Annotated in this window: 19 protein-coding genes; 15 read left to right on the top strand and 4 right to left on the bottom strand. The window is 64.3% G+C overall.

What is annotated here, in order from left to right:
* The 10 genes from ACVI1L_RS09275 (at position 1) to ACVI1L_RS09230 (ending at position 9,102) form a co-directional block, all read left to right on the top strand.
* Complete coding sequence (locus ACVI1L_RS09275) at positions 1 to 975, top strand: formylglycine-generating enzyme family protein (RefSeq protein WP_456782756.1); 975 nt, start codon at positions 1 to 3, stop codon at positions 973 to 975.
* Positions 975 to 2,681 carry an arylsulfatase gene (locus ACVI1L_RS09270; protein ID WP_316398590.1) on the top strand — a complete coding sequence of 569 codons (1,707 nt, stop codon included), beginning with the start codon at positions 975 to 977 and terminating at the stop codon, positions 2,679 to 2,681. The genes ACVI1L_RS09275 and ACVI1L_RS09270 overlap by 1 nt, the downstream gene beginning before the upstream one ends.
* Before the next feature lie 74 nt (positions 2,682 to 2,755).
* Entirely contained in the window at positions 2,756 to 3,769 is a 1,014-nt protein-coding gene (locus ACVI1L_RS09265; RefSeq protein WP_456782755.1) for an HAD family hydrolase, read from the top strand.
* 96 nt (positions 3,770 to 3,865) lie between these two features.
* Positions 3,866 to 5,170 carry a DUF3300 domain-containing protein gene (locus tag ACVI1L_RS09260; protein WP_456782754.1) on the top strand — a complete coding sequence of 435 codons (1,305 nt, stop codon included), beginning with the start codon at positions 3,866 to 3,868 and terminating at the stop codon, positions 5,168 to 5,170.
* A 173-nt stretch (positions 5,171 to 5,343) separates the two neighbouring features.
* Complete coding sequence (locus ACVI1L_RS09255) at positions 5,344 to 6,768, top strand: MltF family protein (protein ID WP_316398593.1); 1,425 nt, start codon at positions 5,344 to 5,346, stop codon at positions 6,766 to 6,768.
* A 60-nt stretch (positions 6,769 to 6,828) separates the two neighbouring features.
* Positions 6,829 to 7,173: an HdeA/HdeB family chaperone gene (locus ACVI1L_RS09250; protein WP_456782753.1), complete on the top strand. Its 345-nt coding sequence runs from the start codon at positions 6,829 to 6,831 to the stop codon at positions 7,171 to 7,173.
* Between the two features lie 232 nt (positions 7,174 to 7,405).
* On the top strand, positions 7,406 to 8,017 hold the full coding sequence (locus ACVI1L_RS09245; RefSeq protein WP_456782752.1) for a DUF502 domain-containing protein: 612 nt from the start codon (positions 7,406 to 7,408) through the stop codon (positions 8,015 to 8,017).
* 31 nt (positions 8,018 to 8,048) lie between these two features.
* Entirely contained in the window at positions 8,049 to 8,243 is a 195-nt protein-coding gene (locus tag ACVI1L_RS09240; RefSeq protein ID WP_456782751.1) for a hypothetical protein, read from the top strand.
* A 93-nt stretch (positions 8,244 to 8,336) separates the two neighbouring features.
* Positions 8,337 to 8,546: a DUF2945 domain-containing protein gene (locus ACVI1L_RS09235; RefSeq protein WP_456782750.1), complete on the top strand. Its 210-nt coding sequence runs from the start codon at positions 8,337 to 8,339 to the stop codon at positions 8,544 to 8,546.
* The gene (locus tag ACVI1L_RS09230) at positions 8,539 to 9,102 is read left to right on the top strand and encodes a DUF488 domain-containing protein (RefSeq protein WP_168857746.1); all 564 of its coding nucleotides are present in this window, start codon (positions 8,539 to 8,541) and stop codon (positions 9,100 to 9,102) included. The genes ACVI1L_RS09235 and ACVI1L_RS09230 overlap by 8 nt, the downstream gene beginning before the upstream one ends.
* A gap of 41 nt (positions 9,103 to 9,143) precedes the next feature.
* Here ACVI1L_RS09230 and ACVI1L_RS09225 read toward each other — a convergent pair whose 3' ends face one another.
* Positions 9,144 to 10,298 (bottom strand): caspase family protein, encoded by a 1,155-nt coding sequence (locus ACVI1L_RS09225; protein WP_456782749.1) that lies wholly within the window; start codon positions 10,296 to 10,298, stop codon positions 9,144 to 9,146.
* A gap of 72 nt (positions 10,299 to 10,370) precedes the next feature.
* Positions 10,371 to 11,603 carry a hypothetical protein gene (locus ACVI1L_RS09220; protein WP_456782748.1) on the bottom strand — a complete coding sequence of 411 codons (1,233 nt, stop codon included), beginning with the start codon at positions 11,601 to 11,603 and terminating at the stop codon, positions 10,371 to 10,373.
* Positions 11,604 to 11,800: 197 nt separating this feature from the next.
* On the opposite strand from ACVI1L_RS09220, the gene glf reads away from it, so the two are divergent.
* Together glf and ACVI1L_RS09210 are read left to right on the top strand one after the other, a co-directional pair.
* The gene (gene glf, locus ACVI1L_RS09215) at positions 11,801 to 13,009 is read left to right on the top strand and encodes a UDP-galactopyranose mutase (protein ID WP_456782747.1); all 1,209 of its coding nucleotides are present in this window, start codon (positions 11,801 to 11,803) and stop codon (positions 13,007 to 13,009) included.
* A gap of 67 nt (positions 13,010 to 13,076) precedes the next feature.
* Entirely contained in the window at positions 13,077 to 14,345 is a 1,269-nt protein-coding gene (locus tag ACVI1L_RS09210) for a serine hydrolase domain-containing protein (RefSeq protein WP_456782746.1), read from the top strand.
* 112 nt (positions 14,346 to 14,457) lie between these two features.
* Here the strand turns inward: ACVI1L_RS09210 and ACVI1L_RS09205 are convergent, their stop codons facing one another.
* Positions 14,458 to 14,745, bottom strand: a complete 288-nt coding sequence (locus tag ACVI1L_RS09205; protein ID WP_075969423.1) for a hypothetical protein — start codon at positions 14,743 to 14,745, stop codon at positions 14,458 to 14,460.
* Between the two features lie 458 nt (positions 14,746 to 15,203).
* Here ACVI1L_RS09205 and ACVI1L_RS09200 point away from each other — a divergent pair, with 458 nt between their 5' ends.
* The 3 genes from ACVI1L_RS09200 to ACVI1L_RS09190 all read left to right on the top strand — a co-directional run bounded on the left by ACVI1L_RS09200 (position 15,204) and on the right by ACVI1L_RS09190 (position 17,469).
* Positions 15,204 to 16,505: a PQQ-dependent sugar dehydrogenase gene (locus tag ACVI1L_RS09200; protein ID WP_456782745.1), complete on the top strand. Its 1,302-nt coding sequence runs from the start codon at positions 15,204 to 15,206 to the stop codon at positions 16,503 to 16,505.
* A 137-nt stretch (positions 16,506 to 16,642) separates the two neighbouring features.
* Positions 16,643 to 16,969, top strand: coding sequence for an ArsR/SmtB family transcription factor (locus ACVI1L_RS09195; protein ID WP_141340053.1), 327 nt, complete (start codon positions 16,643 to 16,645; stop codon positions 16,967 to 16,969).
* Complete coding sequence (locus tag ACVI1L_RS09190; protein ID WP_225646597.1) at positions 16,966 to 17,469, top strand: SRPBCC family protein; 504 nt, start codon at positions 16,966 to 16,968, stop codon at positions 17,467 to 17,469. The genes ACVI1L_RS09195 and ACVI1L_RS09190 overlap by 4 nt, the downstream gene beginning before the upstream one ends.
* A gap of 31 nt (positions 17,470 to 17,500) precedes the next feature.
* Here ACVI1L_RS09190 and ACVI1L_RS09185 read toward each other — a convergent pair whose 3' ends face one another.
* Entirely contained in the window at positions 17,501 to 18,271 is a 771-nt protein-coding gene (locus ACVI1L_RS09185; protein ID WP_076827323.1) for an SDR family oxidoreductase, read from the bottom strand.
* Positions 18,272 to 18,419 lie beyond the last annotated feature (148 nt).

Below are 18,419 nucleotides of genomic sequence, written 5' to 3'. Positions count from 1 at the left end.
TTGAATATTGCCGAGAGGCCGGTCGCGAACGTGGACGAAACCGGCGCGTCAGACAGCATCTTCATTCCCGGCGGCACGTTTCGCATGGGATCGGATCGGCATTATCCGGAAGAAGCGCCGTCCCACATGGTGAGCGTCGACGGGTTCTGGATGGACCGCACGCCGGTGACGAACCGGCAATTCAAGGCGTTCGTGCGTGCCGCGGGCCACGTCACCTTCGCCGAGGTCGCGCCGGATCCCAAGGACTATCCGGATGCGCTCCCGCACATGCTCTTCACCGGATCGCTGGTCTTCACGCCTCCGGATTATCCGGTCGATCTGCGCGACTACAGCCAATGGTGGACGCTGCTCAAGGGCGCGAATTGGCGGCATCCTTACGGTCCGAAAAGCAACATCAAGTCGCTGGACGACCATCCCGTGGTGCACGTCACCCATGCTGACGCACTCGCCTATGCGCGATGGGCCGGCAAGGATCTGCCGACCGAAGCAGAGTGGGAGTTTGCTGCGCGCGGCGGCCTCGATGGCGCTGAATATGCCTGGGGCGATGAATTCGTGCCGGGCGGCGTGCATCAAGCCAATACGTGGCAAGGTCACTTTCCGTTCGAGAACCGGTGCGAGGAAGGCCATGCGCGCACCTCGCCGGTGATGACCTATCCGCCGAACGGCTATGGCGTGTTCGACATGATCGGCAATGTCTGGGAGTGGACCAGCGACTGGTGGGCTCCGAAACACCGCGCCGATGCAAAGAAGGCCTGCTGCATTCCCCAGAACCCGCGGGGCGGCTGCGAGCATGACAGCCACGATCCGTCGCTGCCGCTTAGCAGGATACCGCGCAAGGTGATCAAGGGCGGCTCGCATCTCTGCGCGCCGAACTATTGCCGGCGCTATCGACCGGCGGCGCGCCATGCCGAGCCGATCGATACGTCGACCAGCCATCTCGGATTTCGCTGCATTACACGTTCAGGGAGAAAGTGATGACTGAGAAGACAACGACAGACACCTTCAGCCGCCGCAACCTGCTCGCTGCCTCGAGTTCGCTCGCCACCATCGCCGCCTTCTCGGCGATGGCGCCCATCGAGACCGTCCAGGCGCAAGGGACCACGCAACCCTCGAGCGCGGCCGGCGGCGCAAAGCCGAACATCATCCTGATCCTGTCGGATGATTTCGGTTATGGTGACTCCGGGCCCTATGGCGGCGGCGAAAATCGCGGCATGCCAACCCCGAACATCGATCGTCTCGCGAATGAAGGACTGCAATTCATGTCCTTCTATGCGCAGCCGAGTTGCACGCCTGGACGTGCCGCGGTGCAAACCGGCCGAATTCCAAATCGCAGCGGCATGACGACCGTCGCGTTCCAGGGCCAGGGCGGCGGCATGCCGGCGGCGGAATGGACGCTTGCCTCGGTTTTGAAGACCGGCGGTTACAAAACGTTCTTCACGGGCAAATGGCACCTTGGCGAGGCCGACTATGCGTTGCCGAGCGCGCAAGGCTACGACGAGATGAAGTATGCCGGCCTTTATCATCTCAATGCGTACACCTACGCCGATCCGACCTGGTTTCCCGACATGGACCCCGAATTGAGGGCGATGTTCGAGAAGGTCACCAAAGGCGCACTTTCCGGAAATGCCGGGCAGCCGGCGAAGGAAGATTTCAAGATCAACGGCCAGTACGTCAACACGCCGGACAAGGGCGTGGTCGGCATTCCCTTCTTCGACGACTACGTCGAGAAGGCCTCGCTCGAGTATCTGGACCGCAACAAGTCATCGGGCCCGTTCTTCATGAGCATCAACTTCATGAAGGTGCACCAGCCCAACATGCCGGCGCCCGAATTCCAGGGCAAGTCGATGTCCAAGAGCAAGTATGCCGACTCCGTGGTCGAGAACGACACGCGTATCGGCCGTATCATGGACAAGGTGCGGTCCCTCGGCCTCGACAAGAACACCTATGTGTTCTGGACGACGGACAACGGCGCCTGGCAGGACGTCTATCCGGACGCCGGCTACACACCGTTCCGCGGCACCAAGGGCACGGTTCGCGAGGGCGGCAACCGCGTCCCGTCCCTTGCATGGGGCCCAGGCATCAAGGCCGGCACGAAGAATTCCGACATCGTCGGCGGCCTCGATTACATGGCAACCTTCGCAAAGCTCGCCGGCGTGAAGCTGCCGGAGAACGATCGCGAGGGTAAGCCTATCATCTTCGACAGCATCGATATGTCGCCGATCCTGTTCGGAACCGGCAAGTCCGAGCGCAAGAACTGGTTCTATTTCACGGAATCCGAGCTCTCGCCTGGCGCCGCCCGTGTCGGCAACTACAAAGCGGTGTTCAATCTGCGCGGCGACAACGGCGCAAAGACCGGCGGCCTGGCGGTAGACAGCAACCTCGGCTGGAAGGGGCCGGAGTCCTATGTGGCGACCGTTCCGCAGGTCTTCGATCTCTGGCAGGACCCCCAGGAGCGGTACGACATCTTCATGAACAACTACACCGAGCACACCTGGTCCTTGGTTTCGATCAATGCTGCGATCAAGGATCTGATGCAGACCTATGTGAAGTATCCGCCACGGAAGATTCAGAGCGAGACCTACGCGGGACCGATCACGATCCAACAGTATGAGCGGTTCGCGTTCTTCAGGGATCAACTCGCCAAGGACGGCTTCCAGATCGGCTTGCCTACCGGCAACTGATCGATGCAAATGGAGCGGCCCCCACTCTCGGGGGTCGTTCCTCTCTGAACGGCTGAAGTGGAGGACGGAGATTCGTGAACGGAAGCTTGGTTGACCGCCGTACGATCCTGGCCGGTCTGCTGGTGTCGGCGGCCACGCTGTCGGTCTCCGGCCGTATCGCACGCGCGCAGAGTGATCCTCTTCCTTCCTGGAATGACGGCCGGGCGAAGCAGTCGATCCTGGACTTCGTCGCCGCGGTGACCAAGGAAGGAGCGCCGGATTTCGTGCCGGCGCCGGAACGCATCGCGACATTCGACAATGACGGCACGCTGTGGTGCGAGCAGCCGATGTATGTGCAGCTTGCGTTTGCGCTCGACCGGGTGAAGTCCCTCGCCCCCAAACATCCGGAGTGGAAGCAGAAGCAGCCGTTCAGGGCGGTTCTCGACAACGACATCGCAGCGCTGGCCAAGGCCGGCGAGAAGGGCCTGGTCGAACTGGTCATGGCGACCCATGCCGGCATGACAACGGCCGAGTTCGCGCAGATCGCCGGCGACTGGATCAAGTCGGCGCGTCACCCGAAGTTCAACCGGCCTTATACCGATCTCGTCTACCAGCCGATGCTGGAACTGCTCGCCTGTCTGCGGGCCAATGGCTTCAAGACCTTCATTGTCTCGGGCGGCGGCATCGAGTTCATGCGGCCATGGAGCGAGCGGGTCTATGGCATCCCGCCGGAGCAGGTCGTCGGATCGAGCATCAAGACGAAGTTCGAGATAGACAAGGGGAAACCGACACTGATCCGGCTGCCGGCGATCGATCTCGTCGACGACGGACCCGGCAAGCCGGTCGGCATCAACTCGCATATCGGCCGCCGGCCGATCGCGGCCTTCGGCAATTCGGACGGCGACTTCCAGATGCTGCAATGGGCGACGCAATCATCGGGGAAACGCTTCGGCCTGATCGTGCATCACACCGATGCCGAACGAGAATATGCATACGATCGGAAGTCCTCATTCGGCAAACTCGACAAGGCGCTCGACGCGGCGAACTCCAATGGCTGGATCGTTGTCAGCATAAAGGACGACTGGAAACGCATGTTCCGCTTTGAATAGAGGCCGAACGATTGCGTAGGCATCGCTGACGCCCGGCGCCGCGGAGCGCGCCGGCGCCGCCGGTGATGCAAGCGAGACGAAGAACGAGGAGGCATCATGACACGACTTCTTCCAGGATTGCGCCGGCTCACCATTGCGAACGCGGCGCTGGCGGTTGGCCTGATGCTCGGAGGCTCGGCATACGCGCAGACACCCGCGGACCAGAAGCCGGCCCAGGACCAGGCTGCCGCGCCGGCGCCGGCCCCGACAGCCAGCAAGCTTCCGAACGGACAGATCGAGCAACTGGTCGCGCCGATCGCGCTCTACCCGGACGCGCTGCTGTCGCAGATCCTGATGGCATCGACCTATCCGTTGGAAGTCGTCGAGGCGGCGCGCTGGTCGCAAGACAACAAGACCGTCACCGGCAAGGCGCTCGAAGATGCCATGCAGAAGCAGTCGTGGGATCCGAGCGTCAAGGCCCTCGCGGCGGTGCCGCAGGTTCTTCAGATGATGAACGACAAGCTCGACTGGACCCAGCAGCTTGGCGATGCCTTCCTCGCGCAGGAGCAGGACGTGATGAGCGCCGTGCAGACCTTGCGCCAGCGCGCGGAGGCCGCGGGCAATCTCAAGTCGACGCCGCAGCAAAAGGTGATAAAGAGCGCGCCTCCTGCCGGTGTGACCGCGCCCTCCGGCATGCAGCAGGCGATCTCGATCGAGCCGGTCGATCCCGACCAGTATTACGTCCCGGTCTACGATCCCGGTGTCGTCTACGGGGCCTGGGATTATCCCGACTACCAGCCGTTCTATTGGTCTCCGCCAGGCTATGTCGCCGCGGGCGTGATCGGCTTCACCGCCAGCGTGGCCGTCGGCGCTGCGATCTGGGGCGGCTGCAACTGGTGGGGCCGCAACGTCTACGTCAACGTCAACCGATATAACCAGTTCAACCGCACCAACATCAGAAACACCAATTGGGCCCACAATCCGGCGCATCGCGGCGGTGTCGCCTATCGCGATGCCGGCGTGGCGAGGCGGTTCGGCAGTGGCAATACCCCCGCCGCGCGCGAGGCGCTGCGCAATCGCACCGGTGGTCCCGGCGGCAGGATCTCGAATGCGGGTGCCGGCCGGGCCAGGACCGCGGTCTCGCAACGCGCCGGCAATCGCGGTGCCTCGGTATCGCGCCGCACCAGCAGCAGGAGTGTCACGCATGCGCGTACGGGTGCGGGCAATCGCGCGGCGGTCTCGCACAGGAGCGTCACGCGCTCGCGCGTCAGCGGACGTGTTCACGCGGGCGGCCGGCCGGCCGCGATTCGCGGCGGCATGCGGGCCGGCGGCTTCCACGGAGGCGGCCGCGTGGGCGGTTTCCGCGGAGGTGGCGGCTTCCGGGGAGGGGGCGGTTTCCATGGCGGTGGCCGGCGGCGCTGATCAGAGTGCCTGGGCTCGCGCGTCGACATCTGCGACGCCCAGGTTGCTGCATAATTACAATACATCTTCCACGAAGAGAGGTAACGTCCAGGCAGATTTCAGCGGCACGTTTCAAATGATTGGGTTGGATCATGAATTCTTCATCAACCTGCGCAAGTTCCAGGATGTTCGCCATGGCCTTCGCAACCGCCGCCGCCGTCGTCGTGGCAGAAAAATCCGCCAGGGCCGATCCACAGGTTCTGGCGCTGCCGTCCCTGAAGGTCTGGGAGGGCGACTTCGATGGCATGCTGAAGCGCAAACTCGTGCGCATCCTCGTGCCGACCGACAGGACATCGTTCTTCATCGACAAGGGCGAGACACTCGGCTTCGAAGCCGAGCTCGGCGCCGAGTTCGAAAGCTGGCTGAACAAGCGGTACGGCAAGAAGAAGCAGAGGATCTATGTCGGCTTCGTCCCCACCAGGCGCGACAGACTGCTGGGTGACTTGATCGCCGGAAAGGGCGATATCGCCGCCGGCCTGCTCACGGTCATGCCGGATCGGAGCAAGTTGGTTGACTTCGCTGATCCTTGGGCATCCGGCGTTCGCGAAGTGCTCGTGACGGGATCTGCGGCGCCGAGCATCGGCTCGCTGAACGAGCTCGGTGGAAAGACGATTTTCGTCCGGGAAGCCAGCAGCTATTTCGAGCACCTGAACGCGCTCAATGCGGACCGGGCAGCCAAGGGGCTGGAACGCATCGTCGTCAAGCCAGCCGACAAGAACCTCGAGGACGAGGACTTGCTGAAGATGGTGAGCACCGGCCTGTTGCCCTGGGCCGTCGTCGACCGCTTCAAGGCGCAGGCGTGGGCGGGCCTCCTGAAGGGGCTGACGGTGCGCGACGATATTGCGATCAACGAAGGCGGCGACATCGCCTGGGCGATCCGCAAGGACAGTCCGGCGCTCAGGAAGGAGCTCGCTGAATTCGTCAGTACTCACAAAGTCGGAACTGAGTTCGGCAACGACCTGCGTGCACGCTATTTCAAGACGGCGAAACCGCTGAAGAACGCCCTCGCGCACACCGAGGCGGAGAAGTTCAAGGCGCTGCGCGGATCTTTCGAAAAGTACGGGGTGCAATACTCCATCGACCCCGTCCTGCTCGCTGCACAGGGCTATCAGGAGTCAGAGCTCGACCAGGCCTGCCACAATGCCTCCGGCGCCACCGGCATCATGCAGATCAAGCCCAGTACCGCGAAGGAGAAACCGATCGAGATCACCGGCGTCGCGGCCAGCGCCGACACCAATATCCACGCCGGCTCCAAATACCTGCGCTACCTGGCGGATACCTATGTCGACGCTTCGGTCACCGATCCGCGCGAGCGCGTGTTCATGGCCCTGGCGGCGTATAATGCAGGCCCGGGAAACCTGAAGCGTTTCCGGGACTATGCGAGCAAGCACGGCTTCGACTCGACCGTCTGGTTCGACAATGTCGAGAACGGCGCGGCTGCGATCGTCGGGCAGGAGACGGTTCAGTACGTCGGCAAGATCTACAAGTACTACATCTCCTACGAGTCGCTTCGCTCGCCCGCTCCGGCGAGCGCAACGGCCGACCCATCGCAGAAATGATCGGTTTGTTCAAAGTGTTCGCTGGCTTGGGTGGTGGACCAAAATCAAGAGGAGCTAATCATGAAACGCAAATCCTTCATGAACCAGATTGGGCTGAGCCTTGGCGCTCTCGTCATCTCGATTGCTTCTGTTCATGCCCAGGTCCCGCTCTCGACCTACATGGACTCGAAAGGGTTCATTGATGTGCAGGCTTTGACCTGCGCGCAACTCGCCAACACTTATCAGGAGGACGCCGACTTTCTCGCGATTTGGTACAGCGGCTGGTACAACGGCCTCGCGAAGAAGCATTTTGCCCATATTACGCGGACCAAATCCGGCGAGCACGAAGTCATTGTGTATTGCAAGGCCCACCCGAAACTCAAGGTGATCCAGGCCATCGACGTTCTCTTCAAGAACGAGAAATGATCGGCGGCTCCCCGAGGCAACCGGTGCGGCGAGACCGGGATGTCTCGCTGCACTGCCCGTTCACTCGCCAAGCATCGCAATGATCCGCATCAGGACGCGATGGTTGTGGCGACGTGGGCGGTCTGTTGACGCCCGGTGGCCATGGCCGTTCTTGTCGATCCGGGCGAGTTCTTTCGGCTGTTGGCGAAAGGCCCGGTTTCAAACGGCGTGTGCAAATGGAGAGGGCGCGGCAATGAAGGAGTTTTTGAAAACGACCTTAATCGGAGGCGCACTGTTTCTCCTGCCCGTCGCTCTTGTACTGGCGATTCTCAGCCACGCGATGCGTCTGGCGGTGAAGGCCGCACTTCCGGTGTCTCATGCCCTTCATTTCGACCAGATCGGAAAGGTCGCGGGCATTGGAATTGTTACAGTCGTGGCAGTGGCTTTATTGATCCTGGTGTCGTTCCTCGCCGGCATCGTCGCGCGAACCAAAACCGGCTCTCGGATTAGCGCGTGGGTCGAAAAATCATTTCTTGGCAGCCTTCCGCAGTACCAGATGGTGAAGAGTATGGCTCAAGGCCTTGCTCAGGCCGAAGGCGCCAGCGATGAGTTCAAGCCGGTGCTGGTGAACGTCGAGGGTGGCTGGCAGCTCGGATATCTCCTCGAGACACTCGAGAACGACTGGGTGGCTGTCTTCGTTCCGCAGGCGCCGACGCCGCTGGTCGGCATTGTCAGATATTGCCAGGTCGATCGCATTCGTCCTCTGAGCATGTCGATGTTGCAGGCGAGGGCAATCGTGACCAATGTCGGCATTGGATCCGCGGCGGCCCTCGAAGGAGAAGATCTGAGCAGAGCGGCAACTTGATTCCGCGGATCCACGTAAGTAACGAGGGAATTTGACCGAGCTTCCGTTAGGCTTGCGCGTTGAGCCATATAACTTGCAACTTGCTGCGTCCGTTGCCGGTGTCGCTTCGTCGATCAATCCCGCTATCGAATTCCGGATGGCGGCGGCAAGCTTCCGGGATGCCGCAACGCAGACCATCAGTTTGCGCTTGAACCCCAACGCGAGGCAGGAACTTGGCCGGCTGTGAGCTCGTTTGCTCCGGCGGGCTTTTTTAGTCCCGTGTCGTCGATTGGCGGCGTATCGTACGATCAATTTTTCGCGCCTGAAGGAGCCTGCAACGATGGCCAGGAAATTCAAGATCGGCGATCACGTCAGCTGGAATTCCGAGGCCGGCCGCGTCTCCGGCACCATCATCGCGGTCCACATCAGCGATTTCGACTACAAGGGGCACACCCACCGCGCCTCGGAAGCCGATCCGCAATACGAGATCAAGAGCGACAAGACCGATCATGTCGCGGCCCACAAGGGCAGCGCGCTGCATCATGCCTAGCAAAGACGTGGCGCTTCCGTTCTTCACGATCGGTCATTCCACCCGCAGCCTCGAGGATTTCATCGCTCTCCTCGGCGCGGCCACGATCGAGCGTATCGTTGACATCCGAACGGTGCCGCGGTCGCGAACCAATCCGCAGTTCAACAAGGATACGCTGCCCAAGCCGCTTAAGGCCGCGGGCATCTCGTATGAGCATCTGGCCGATCTCGGCGGGCTCCGCGGCAAGGCGCGAAGCGTGGCGCCGTCCGTCAACGGGTTCTGGAGCAACGAGAGTTTTCACAACTACGCCGACTATGCGCTGTCGCCGCAGTTTCATGCGGCGCTCCAGCATCTGCGCGACGAGGGGCGCCGGCAACGCTGTGCGATGATGTGCTCGGAAGCCGTGTGGTGGCGCTGCCACCGCCGCATCGTCGCCGACTACCTCATCGCGTCCGGCGAGACGGTCGTCCACATCATGGGGGAGGGGCGCCTCGAGCCCGCCCGTCTTACCGAAGGCGCCGTCGTCCAGGGCGACGGCACGGTGGTCTATCCGGCTACGGGTGAACTGGATTTATGAAAGGAGTGAGGCTTGCGGCTGCACCGTCGCGCCGCGCCCACTCACTCCATACTGCGCTTCCAATAGCCGGTGCCGAGCTTGCCGGTGATCACGGCAATGGCGTCGCGGATTTCGTAGGAGCCGCCGTCACTGTAGTTCCTCAGTCCTCTCAGCGCATGCAGCGTCCAGCGGCCGTTGGCGAAGCTGACGGTGCCTTCGTGCGGGCGCGCGGCGCGGGAGGGCTCGGCGTGGAATTGATAGGTGCCGTCGGCCATGATCTTCCAGATCCAGCGCGACTGGCCGCGGCCACCCGGCACCATGATCTCCCAGGTGCCGACCAGCGCGGGATCGATCGCGCCGGCTGCTGTCGCCGATGGCGCTGACAATGCGGCGGCTGCCGGCGCAGCGTTCGCCTGTTTCGTGGCGGCGGCGTCGGCGGGCGGAGCGGCCACGAGGTAGATCGCCTTGCGTGACAGCGAGCCGTACACAAACGGCTGCTGCGCGTTGCGCGTCGCCTCCATCACGTCGTCGCGGACGTTGCGGAACATGAAGGTGACCTCGACGCCCGGCGTCTCGATGTTGCGGAGCAGCGCCGCGGCGAACGGGCTGTTGCGGTCGTCACCGTCGAGCGCAATGGTGCCGTCGCGTGCGGCATAGGCGATCAGCATATTGCCGACCGGCTCGATGCGGCCGAGCCCGCTGCCGGCGGCGGCGCGGGTGGCGAGCGAGCGGCGCATCTTCGCCGCGAACGGATTGTTGCGACAGGCATCGAGGATGACGAGGCCGAGGCTTGTGGTGTTGGAGACCTGCAGCATCACGCTTTGCAGGCTGATCGCTTCATTGGCGGCGTCGGTATCGCGCTTCAGCTCGGCATCGACCGGGATCAGCCAGTTGTCGCCGTTGATCTCCATGCCATGGCCGGCGAAGTACACCGCGGCCATGTCGGCGCCGGCGGCATTGGGTCCGAATGCGATCAGGCCGCGCCGCATCTCGTCGAAGCCGGCATTGGTGATGAGCGTCACGGTAAAGCCGAGGCGCTTCAGCGCTGCTGCGATATCGCCGGCATCATTCGGCGGATTGGACAGCGCCGGCACGCTTTTGTAGGCGCCGTTGCCGATCACCAGCGCCACCCGCTTGCCGTCGGCCGCAGCCGGCACGGCGAAGCCCGCCAGCGCCGCGGCAACGGCCAGTCCCGAGACAAACGCGCGGCGGTTCATGCTGGCCCCGATCGGAGTGACGGGCGCATGGTAGCGTAGCGGGCGCGACGCGGCCATGGAAATGGCGCGCGATCAGGCCGCCTGCTTCGGCGTCCAGACGCCGGCCGGCACCGGCTCAGCCGGCAACAAGCTGCCGCCGGCGGCGCCCGCGATCGACATCGTGATCTCGTGGATGTCCTGCACCGACCGCTGCATCGAGAAGCGCGGATAAAGCTCGCGCAAGGTGGTCGCGGCCGCTGCCTGCGCCGCCGAGGGATCGGCCAGCACGGCCTCGACGGCGGCGGCGATGCTGGTTGTGTCCTGGCCGAAGCTGAAGCGGGCGAGATGCGGCATCTCGGCGGCCGAGAAGCGGTTGGCGTCGAACACCGGTACGGTGCCCGCGCCGAGCGCGAAGAACACCCGGTCATGCACCGACAGATCGATATTGGGATTGAGCGAGACCGCGGCGAGGTAACTCCCGAGGCCTTCGCGCATCGCATCGAAGGTCATCGCGCCGAGCACGCGGGCCGGACGCCCGCTGACGTCGAGATCGCTCCAGCCGCCGCCGATGAAGTCGACCGGATAGTCGGCGAGCACCGCACCCACCTCGCGGGTGCGCACGCCTCGTGTGTAGTTGTCGAGCCGGGTCAGGATCACGTTGAACAGGTCGCCGCCGGGCTTCAGATAAACCAGGTGCTGCTCGGCGACGTCGACGATGATCTTCGGAAATGCGCCGCAGGTCTTGCCGCGCGCCTCGGCGATCGCATCGAACAGCAGCGCAAACAGTTTTGGCGGCATCGTCTTGCGCCAGCCGCGCTCGAGCGCCAGCGGATTCCAGCCGGACTTGGCGAAGATCAGCCGGCCGTTGCGCTGCTCGGGCGGCAGGCCGCCGAAGAAGCCGGGATCGGGAATGCCCATATGAGTCGCGAACACGGCGTCGTTGGCCCCCAGATGATCGCGGTTGAATGCGGCATGGTCCGGAAACACGTAGCCATGCGCGGTGTAGCGGCTCTCGAGCCCGTGACGCATGGCGAAATAGCAGGGATGATCGCAGAACCAGGTGAAGACGGGAATCTCGGCGACGTCCCAGAACAGCCTGCCGTCCTTGGTATGGATATCGAGCCCAATGCCGGAGAAGCCGAGCGCCATGGTCTCGGCACGCCGCGGCAGCAGGGCGTTGAGCCGGGCCGAGAAATCCGGCGCCAGCAGATCGAGCATCCTGACCTCGTGCCCGAGCCGGTCGAACTCGGCGGCGGCCATCGCCAGGATGCCGCGCAGCGAATCATAGGTGGTGTTGCTGGAGTACAGGACGCAGATCACGGACATGGGACCTCCGCGCTTGATGGTGTTGCTGCTCGCGCGGGCATTTCCGTCGCCTTGCTTGCTGTCAGTTGAACGGCCGAGCCGGCCGTTCCGGGCTCGGAATTATCCTGATGGGCGGATTTATTTCGCCGGAAACGGCCGTGTCGTCACGTTGAAGCTGCGTCGGGCGCCGTCGCGATCCGACATGAGGGCGAGAGCGCATGCAGCTTGATGGCTTCGACGTCGTCGTGGTGGGGGCGGGCTTCTTCGGCGCTGTGATCGCCGAGCAGGTGGCGAGCAGGCTCGGCCGCTCCGTCTGCGTGCTCGACCGCCGTCCGCATATCGGCGGCAACGCCTATTCGGAGCTCGACCCCGACAGCGGCGTCGAGGTGCATCGCTACGGCACGCATATCTTCCACACCAATTCCGAGACCGTCTGGCGCTATCTGCACCGCTTCACCGAGTTCACCGGCTACCGTCACCGCGTCTTCACGGTGGCGAAGGGCCGCGTCTATTCGATGCCGATCAACCTTGCGACCGTGTGCGCGGCGTTCGGGCGCGCCATGACGCCGGACGAGGCCCGCGTCGTGATCGCGGCGGAGGCGGCCGCGCACGGCGCCGCGGGGATCGGCAATCTCGAGGACAAGGCAATCGCCTCGGTCGGCCGCACGCTCTACGATCTCTTGATCCGCGGCTATACGCAGAAGCAGTGGCAGACCGATCCGCGTGAGCTTCCGGCCGACATCATCGGCCGCCTGCCGGTCCGCTTCACGTTCGACGATCGCTACTTCGCCGATCGCTATGAGGGCATGCCGGCAGACGGCTACACCGCGATCTTTCGCCGGATGCTCGATCATCCCAGGATCGCGGTCCACCTCGGCGTCGACTATTTCGACGTCGCCGACCGCATCAATCCGCGGCAGCTCGTGGTCTATACCGGTCCGATCGACCGCTTCTTCGGCTATGCCTGCGGCCATCTCGGCTGGCGCACCGTCGACTTCGCGCGCGAGGTGCACGACGTCGCCGACTACCAGGGCGCCGCGGTCATCAACTATGCCGACGCCGAGGTGCCGTACACCCGCGTCCACGAGTTCAGGCATCTGCATCCGGAGCGCGCGCATGCGCAAGGCCGGACGACGATCTATCGCGAATATTCCCGCTTCGCGGGCCGGAGCGACGAGCCGCATTATCCGATCAACACCGCCGCCGACCGCGCCATGCTCGCCTCCTATCACGCCATGACGGCGTCGCGGCCGAATGTCATTTTCGGTGGCCGGCTCGGCTCCTACAAATATCTCGACATGCACCAGGCGATCGGCGCGGCGCTGAAGACGTTCGAGCACGAGGTCGAGCCGTTCTTTGTTCGCGAAGGCATGCACCGGCGTGACGCGGCCGCGCGCCGCGAAGTCTTGTCGCCCTTGCCGGCGTGATCTAATCCTGCGAGCTGCGGGCAACGAACGCCATAACAAATCGCCCGCGGTCCCCGGTGAGGAAACAATGAGAAAAACCGTTATTGCCGCGGCTGCCGCCGCCACTAGCCTTGCTGTCAGCATCGCCCACGCCGCGCCGCTTCCGGAAACGTCGGCGCACCAGGCCGGTTTCTCGGAGCGGGGGCTGGCGCGGCTCGACGACTTCTTCGCGCGCGAGATCGCGGCCAAGCGCGTGCCCGGCGCCGTGGTGGCGATCGCGCGCGACGGCAAGCTCGTGCATTACAAGGCGTATGGCCAGCTCGATCCGGTGAAGGGCACGCCGATGCCGATCGACGCGGTGTTCGCGCTGGCGTCGATGACCAAGCCGATGGCGGCGGTTGCAGGACTGACGCTGATGGAGCAAGGCAAGCTGCCGCTGCAGGCCAGGGTCGCCGAGTTCTATCCGGCGTTCGCCGACATGAAGGTCGGCGTGCAGCAGGCCGACGGCTCGCTGAAGATGGAGCCGCAGGCGCAGCCGATCTTCATCCACGATCTCTATCGCCACACCTCCGGCCTGATGTATGGCGGCCGGCCCGACAGCTCGAGCGCACTGGCGCGACTCTATCCCGACGGCACCGCGCCGGCGGTCGAGGGCGATACCCAGGCCTTCATCGACCGCATCACCCAGCTGCCTCTGGTGCATCAGCCCGGCACTGAGTTCGAATACGGCTTCTCGATCGACGTGCTCGGCGCCGTCGTCGAGAAGGTCTCCGGCCAGCGGCTTGGCGATTATCTCGCGGCCAATGTCTGGAAGCCGCTCGGCATGAAGGATGCGACGTTCCACCCGGCCGAGGCGCAGCGCGCGCGGCTGGCGCGTCCGTTCCCCAACGATCCGCTCACGGGCAAGCCGCAAGCCATCAAGCTGCTCGATACACCGTCCAGGTTCGATTGCGGCGGCGCCTGCTCGTTCGCCACCGTCGGCGACTATCTGCGCTTCGGGCAGATGCTGCTCAACGGCGGCGAGCTCGACGGCAAGCGCATCCTCAGCCCCAAGACGGTGCATCACATGACGTCGAACCATCTCGGGCCCGAGATCAGGAACAACGTCGCGGCGGTCGAACCGCATCGCGGCGGATTCGGCTTCGGGCTGTCGGTCGCGGTGCGGACCAGCGAGGGGCTGTCGTCAGTGCCGGGCAATCCCGGCGAGTTTACCTGGAACGGCGCTTATGGCACCCAGTTCTTCTGCGATCCGAAGGAGCGTCTTGTCGTTGTGGTGGGAACCGCGGCGCCGGGCGAGCTGCGTAAATATTATCGCGAGAATGTGCAGGACATCGTCTATGGCGCGTTGGTGAAGTAACGCCTCAGCAGAAAAGTCGAACCTCACGTTCCCACGTTTTGCATACGTGGAACGTTGAACAGCAAAAAGGTCCGTCGCTCAAGCTGAGCGACGGACCTTAAATCTTGCGTGGCTACCAGCGCCTGTAGACGCCGGTCAGCGTACCGTTGTTGTTCCCTTCAGGACCCACGTCACCCTGGGTCGAGCTCGGCGTCGGGTGGTTGGTGCCGTTGAACGAACCGTACCAGCCCGGCTCCGCTGGAGAGTACATCACGTCAGGCTGCACGGCCTGATAGCGGGGGCCGCCGTAATATCTCGGACCAGGGTTCCCATAAGGATAGTAGCCTTGTGCGAACGCGCCTGCCGTTGTTGCGATCAGGGACGCCGCGGCGAGGGACAATATCTTGGTCTTTCGTTGCATTCACACTCTCCTTACTGGTGTCCCGACCAACGACCGCCATGGAGCGGCGTTCCTGATCTGCCATGCATCTCGCAAGGGCAAATCTGCGCGAGCGTGGGATCAGGTTCTTGTGAGGGGGCTTGTGTTCCGGGAGGGCACTGCCGGGCTCTGCCCGGCAGGATGCATCCGTCGCCGGCCCGTTATGCTTCCATGGCTATAACGGCGGATGCGCGAGCGGCGCCTCGAAAAACCGGGGCGGTTCGTAAAAGGAAGCCCGCCACTGCGGCGGGCAAGGTCTCAGGGAGGAAAGCGCCCTGACAAGGGAGCGTGCAGCCAGTCTCCCCGATTCGTGCGCGGCTGCGAAGATCGTATAACTACTGTCATCAGGGGCGGCATTATGCGAATGCTCTAGAGGCCGCGGCCGGCCGGCAAGGGAATGACAAGGCGCGCTAACACTGCGCAATTACAGGGGAAGTTTCATGAGCACGTCTGGAGTTTTTGCCCGCGTCGTCGCGGCGATCGGGGCCGGCGCCCTGGCGTGGCGGCGGATGCAGGGCGCGCAGCCCGCGCCCGCCTGGGGTAGCGCGCCAGAGATCCCGCAGGCCAAACCGCAGGGCGCGATCCCGACGCTCAAGATGCCGACGGCGCTGGGCTGGGACAACGACCAGAAGCCGGTCGCCGCGCCCGGGCTCAAGGTCAACGCCTTTGCCGCCGGGCTCGATCATCCGCGCTGGATCAATGTGCTGCCCAATGGCGATGTGCTGATCGCGGAGGCGACGCAGATCGCAGGAAAGCCGCGCAGCGTCTTCCACTACGCGATGCAGGCGACGATGCGGCGCGCCGCGGCGCTCGGCGTCAGCGCCAATCGCATCACGCTGCTGCGCGACCGTGACGGCGACGGCGTCGCCGAAAGTCGCGGCGCCTTCATGGAAGGATTGAGCCAGCCGTTCGGCATGGCGCTGGTCGGCGACACCTTCTATGTCGGCAACACCGACGGCGTCGTGGCTTTTCCCTACACTGCGGGCGCCGATCGCATCACCGCGCCGGGACGCAAGCTCGTCAGCTTCAAGCCCGACGGGCACTGGACGCGCAGCCTGCTGCCGAGCGCCGACGGCAAGAAACTCTATGCCGGCGTCGGCTCGCTCAGCAACATCGCCGAGAGCGGTTTTGCGGTCGAGGAAGGCCGTGCCGCGATCTACGAGCTCGATCTCGCAGGTGGCACCAGCCGCATCTTCGCCGGAGGCCTGCGCAATCCGGTGGGCATCGCGTGGGAGCCGAGCACCAATGTGCTTTGGACCGTCGTCAATGAGCGCGACGGCCTCGGCGACGAGACGCCGCCGGACTATCTGACCTCGGTACGCGACGGCGGCTTCTACGGCTGGCCCTATTGCTACTGGGGCAAGACGGTCGACGATCGCGTGCCGCAGGATACGGCGATGGTCGCCAAGGCGATCCAGCCGGACTACGCGCTCGGCGGCCACACCGCCTCGCTCGGCCTGTGCTGGATGCCGCAGGGCACGCTGCCGGGTTTTCCCGACGGCATGGTGATCGGCCAGCACGGCTCGTGGAATCGCTCGACGCTGTCAGGCTACAAGGTGGTGTTCGTGCCGTTCGCGGACGGCCATCCCGCGGGGCCGCCGCGCGACATCCTTTCGGGCTTCCTCGCGCCCGACGAGAAGGTGTCGTACGGCCGCCCGGTGGGCGTCGCGCTCGGCCCCGACGGCTCGCTGCTGGTGGCCGACGACGTCGGCAACGTGATCTGGCGCGTGACGGCGGCGTAAGCGCCTGCACTTGCGGCAAGACGATTTGAACGGCGCGGCTTCGATCGGAGCCGCGCCGTTTCATTTGGAACAGAGCGTTAGCCTTGACTTACCGTAAGTGTAGACTTACGTTAAATCCAACAACGGACGACACGATTATGATCAGCGCCGAACGCGCGCTCGACGCGCTGGGAGACCCGACCCGCCGCCTGGTGTTCAAGCGGCTGCGTGAGGGCAATCGATCGGTGCAGGAGATCGCCGACGGCCTCAAGGTGAGCCGTCCGGCAGTGTCGCAGCATCTTCGGGTGCTGAAGGACGCCGGCCTTGCCGTGGTGCGGATCGAAGGCACGCGGCGGCTCTATGCCATCGACACCCGCGGGTTGGAGAGCCTGCGCGGCTGGCTCGACGGATTCTGGGACAAGACACTGACCGCCTTCAAGCAAGCGGCCGAACGCGAAGCCGCCAAAGAGAGGAGATCCCGATGACGATGCAAGCGACCTCCGACAATTACGATCCCTACAGCGTCCGCAAGGTGATGAATGTCGAGGCGCCGCCGGCGGTGGCCTGGCGGGTCTTCACCGAGCAGATGGGCACGTGGTGGCCGCTCGCGCATTACAAAATCGGCAAGACCAATGCGGTCGATGCAATCATGGAGCCGCGCGTCGGCGGCCGCTGGTACGAACGCGGCGACGACGGCAGTACCTGCGACTGGGGCAGCGTGCTGCTCTGGGAGCCCCCGTCGCGCCTCGTGCTGTCGTGGGATATCACCGCGGACTGGCAATACGATCCGAACCTGAAGACCGAGATCGAGGTGCGCTTCATTGCCGACGGCAAGGACGCCACCCGCGTCGAGCTCGAGCACCGCAAGCTCGACCGTTACGGCGCCCGCGCCGCCGAGATGCGCCGCATCTTTGATACCGAAGGCGATTGGGGCCGGCTGCTCGCGATGTTCGCGGCACGCGCCGCGCAGGGGCCGAAAGCATGACCGCGCGCGGATCGGCAATAGCGCGGCGATGTCAGACAGTCCTGATCTCGCCGCCATCGATGCGCAGCACGGTGCCGGTCATCCAGCGCGCCGGCGGCGACACGGCATAGGCGACGAGGTCGGCGATCTCCTCCGGCGTGCCGAACCGCCTGATGCCGGCCTGCCTGAGGAAGCCGGCCTTGGCCGCGTCGACATCGAGCTGCCTTGCCGCTGCGATCTTCTCCAGCATCGCGAGGCGTCGGCCGGTCATCACGGCGCCCGGGGACACGCAGTTCACCTGCACGCCGTCGTCGATGCCGCGCTCGGCGAAGGCTTTTGCAAGTGCCTCGATCGCGGCGTTGATCGTGCCCACCGCGGCGGCGCCGGCGCGGGGTAGCACGGCGGCATTGCCTGACGTGAAGATGACAGCGCCTTGCGACGCTTTCAGCGCGTCCCAGGCGCGGATCGTCAGCCGCCTCGCGCCGTGAAACTTGAGCGCGAGGCCGGCGTCCCATTGCTGGTCGGTCAGCTCGAACAGATCGAGCCCGGGCACTGAGCCTGCGACATTGACCAGCGCGTCGATGCGGCCGAAGCGATCCAGCGTGGCCTTGACGATTTCATCAGCGGCATCAGGCGCGGCGAGATCGAGCTCGAGCGCCAGCGGCGTGCTGCCGCGTCTTTCGATCTCCTGAGCGGCCTCGCGCAGCCTCTCGCCGCTGCGCGCGACGAGGACGATGGCGGAAAAATCCCGCGCGAGCCGCAGCGCGGCGGCGCGTCCGATGCCGGAGCTGGCGCCGGTCACGATGGCGACGGATGTAGTCATGTGTACTTCCTTGCAGTGGTCGGCGCGACTGAGTGGATGTGAGCCCGTCATTGCGAGGAGCGACAGCGACGAAGCAATCCATCCTTCCGTTGTGCGGAGCTATGGATTGCTTCGCTTCGCTCGCAAAGACGCGGATAGAGTTGTGGGT

Source organism: Bradyrhizobium sp. USDA 4516, from assembly GCF_054055915.1.
The sequence above is the reverse complement of the archived record's forward strand: the minus strand, read 5'-3'. Positions and strand labels throughout refer to the sequence as shown.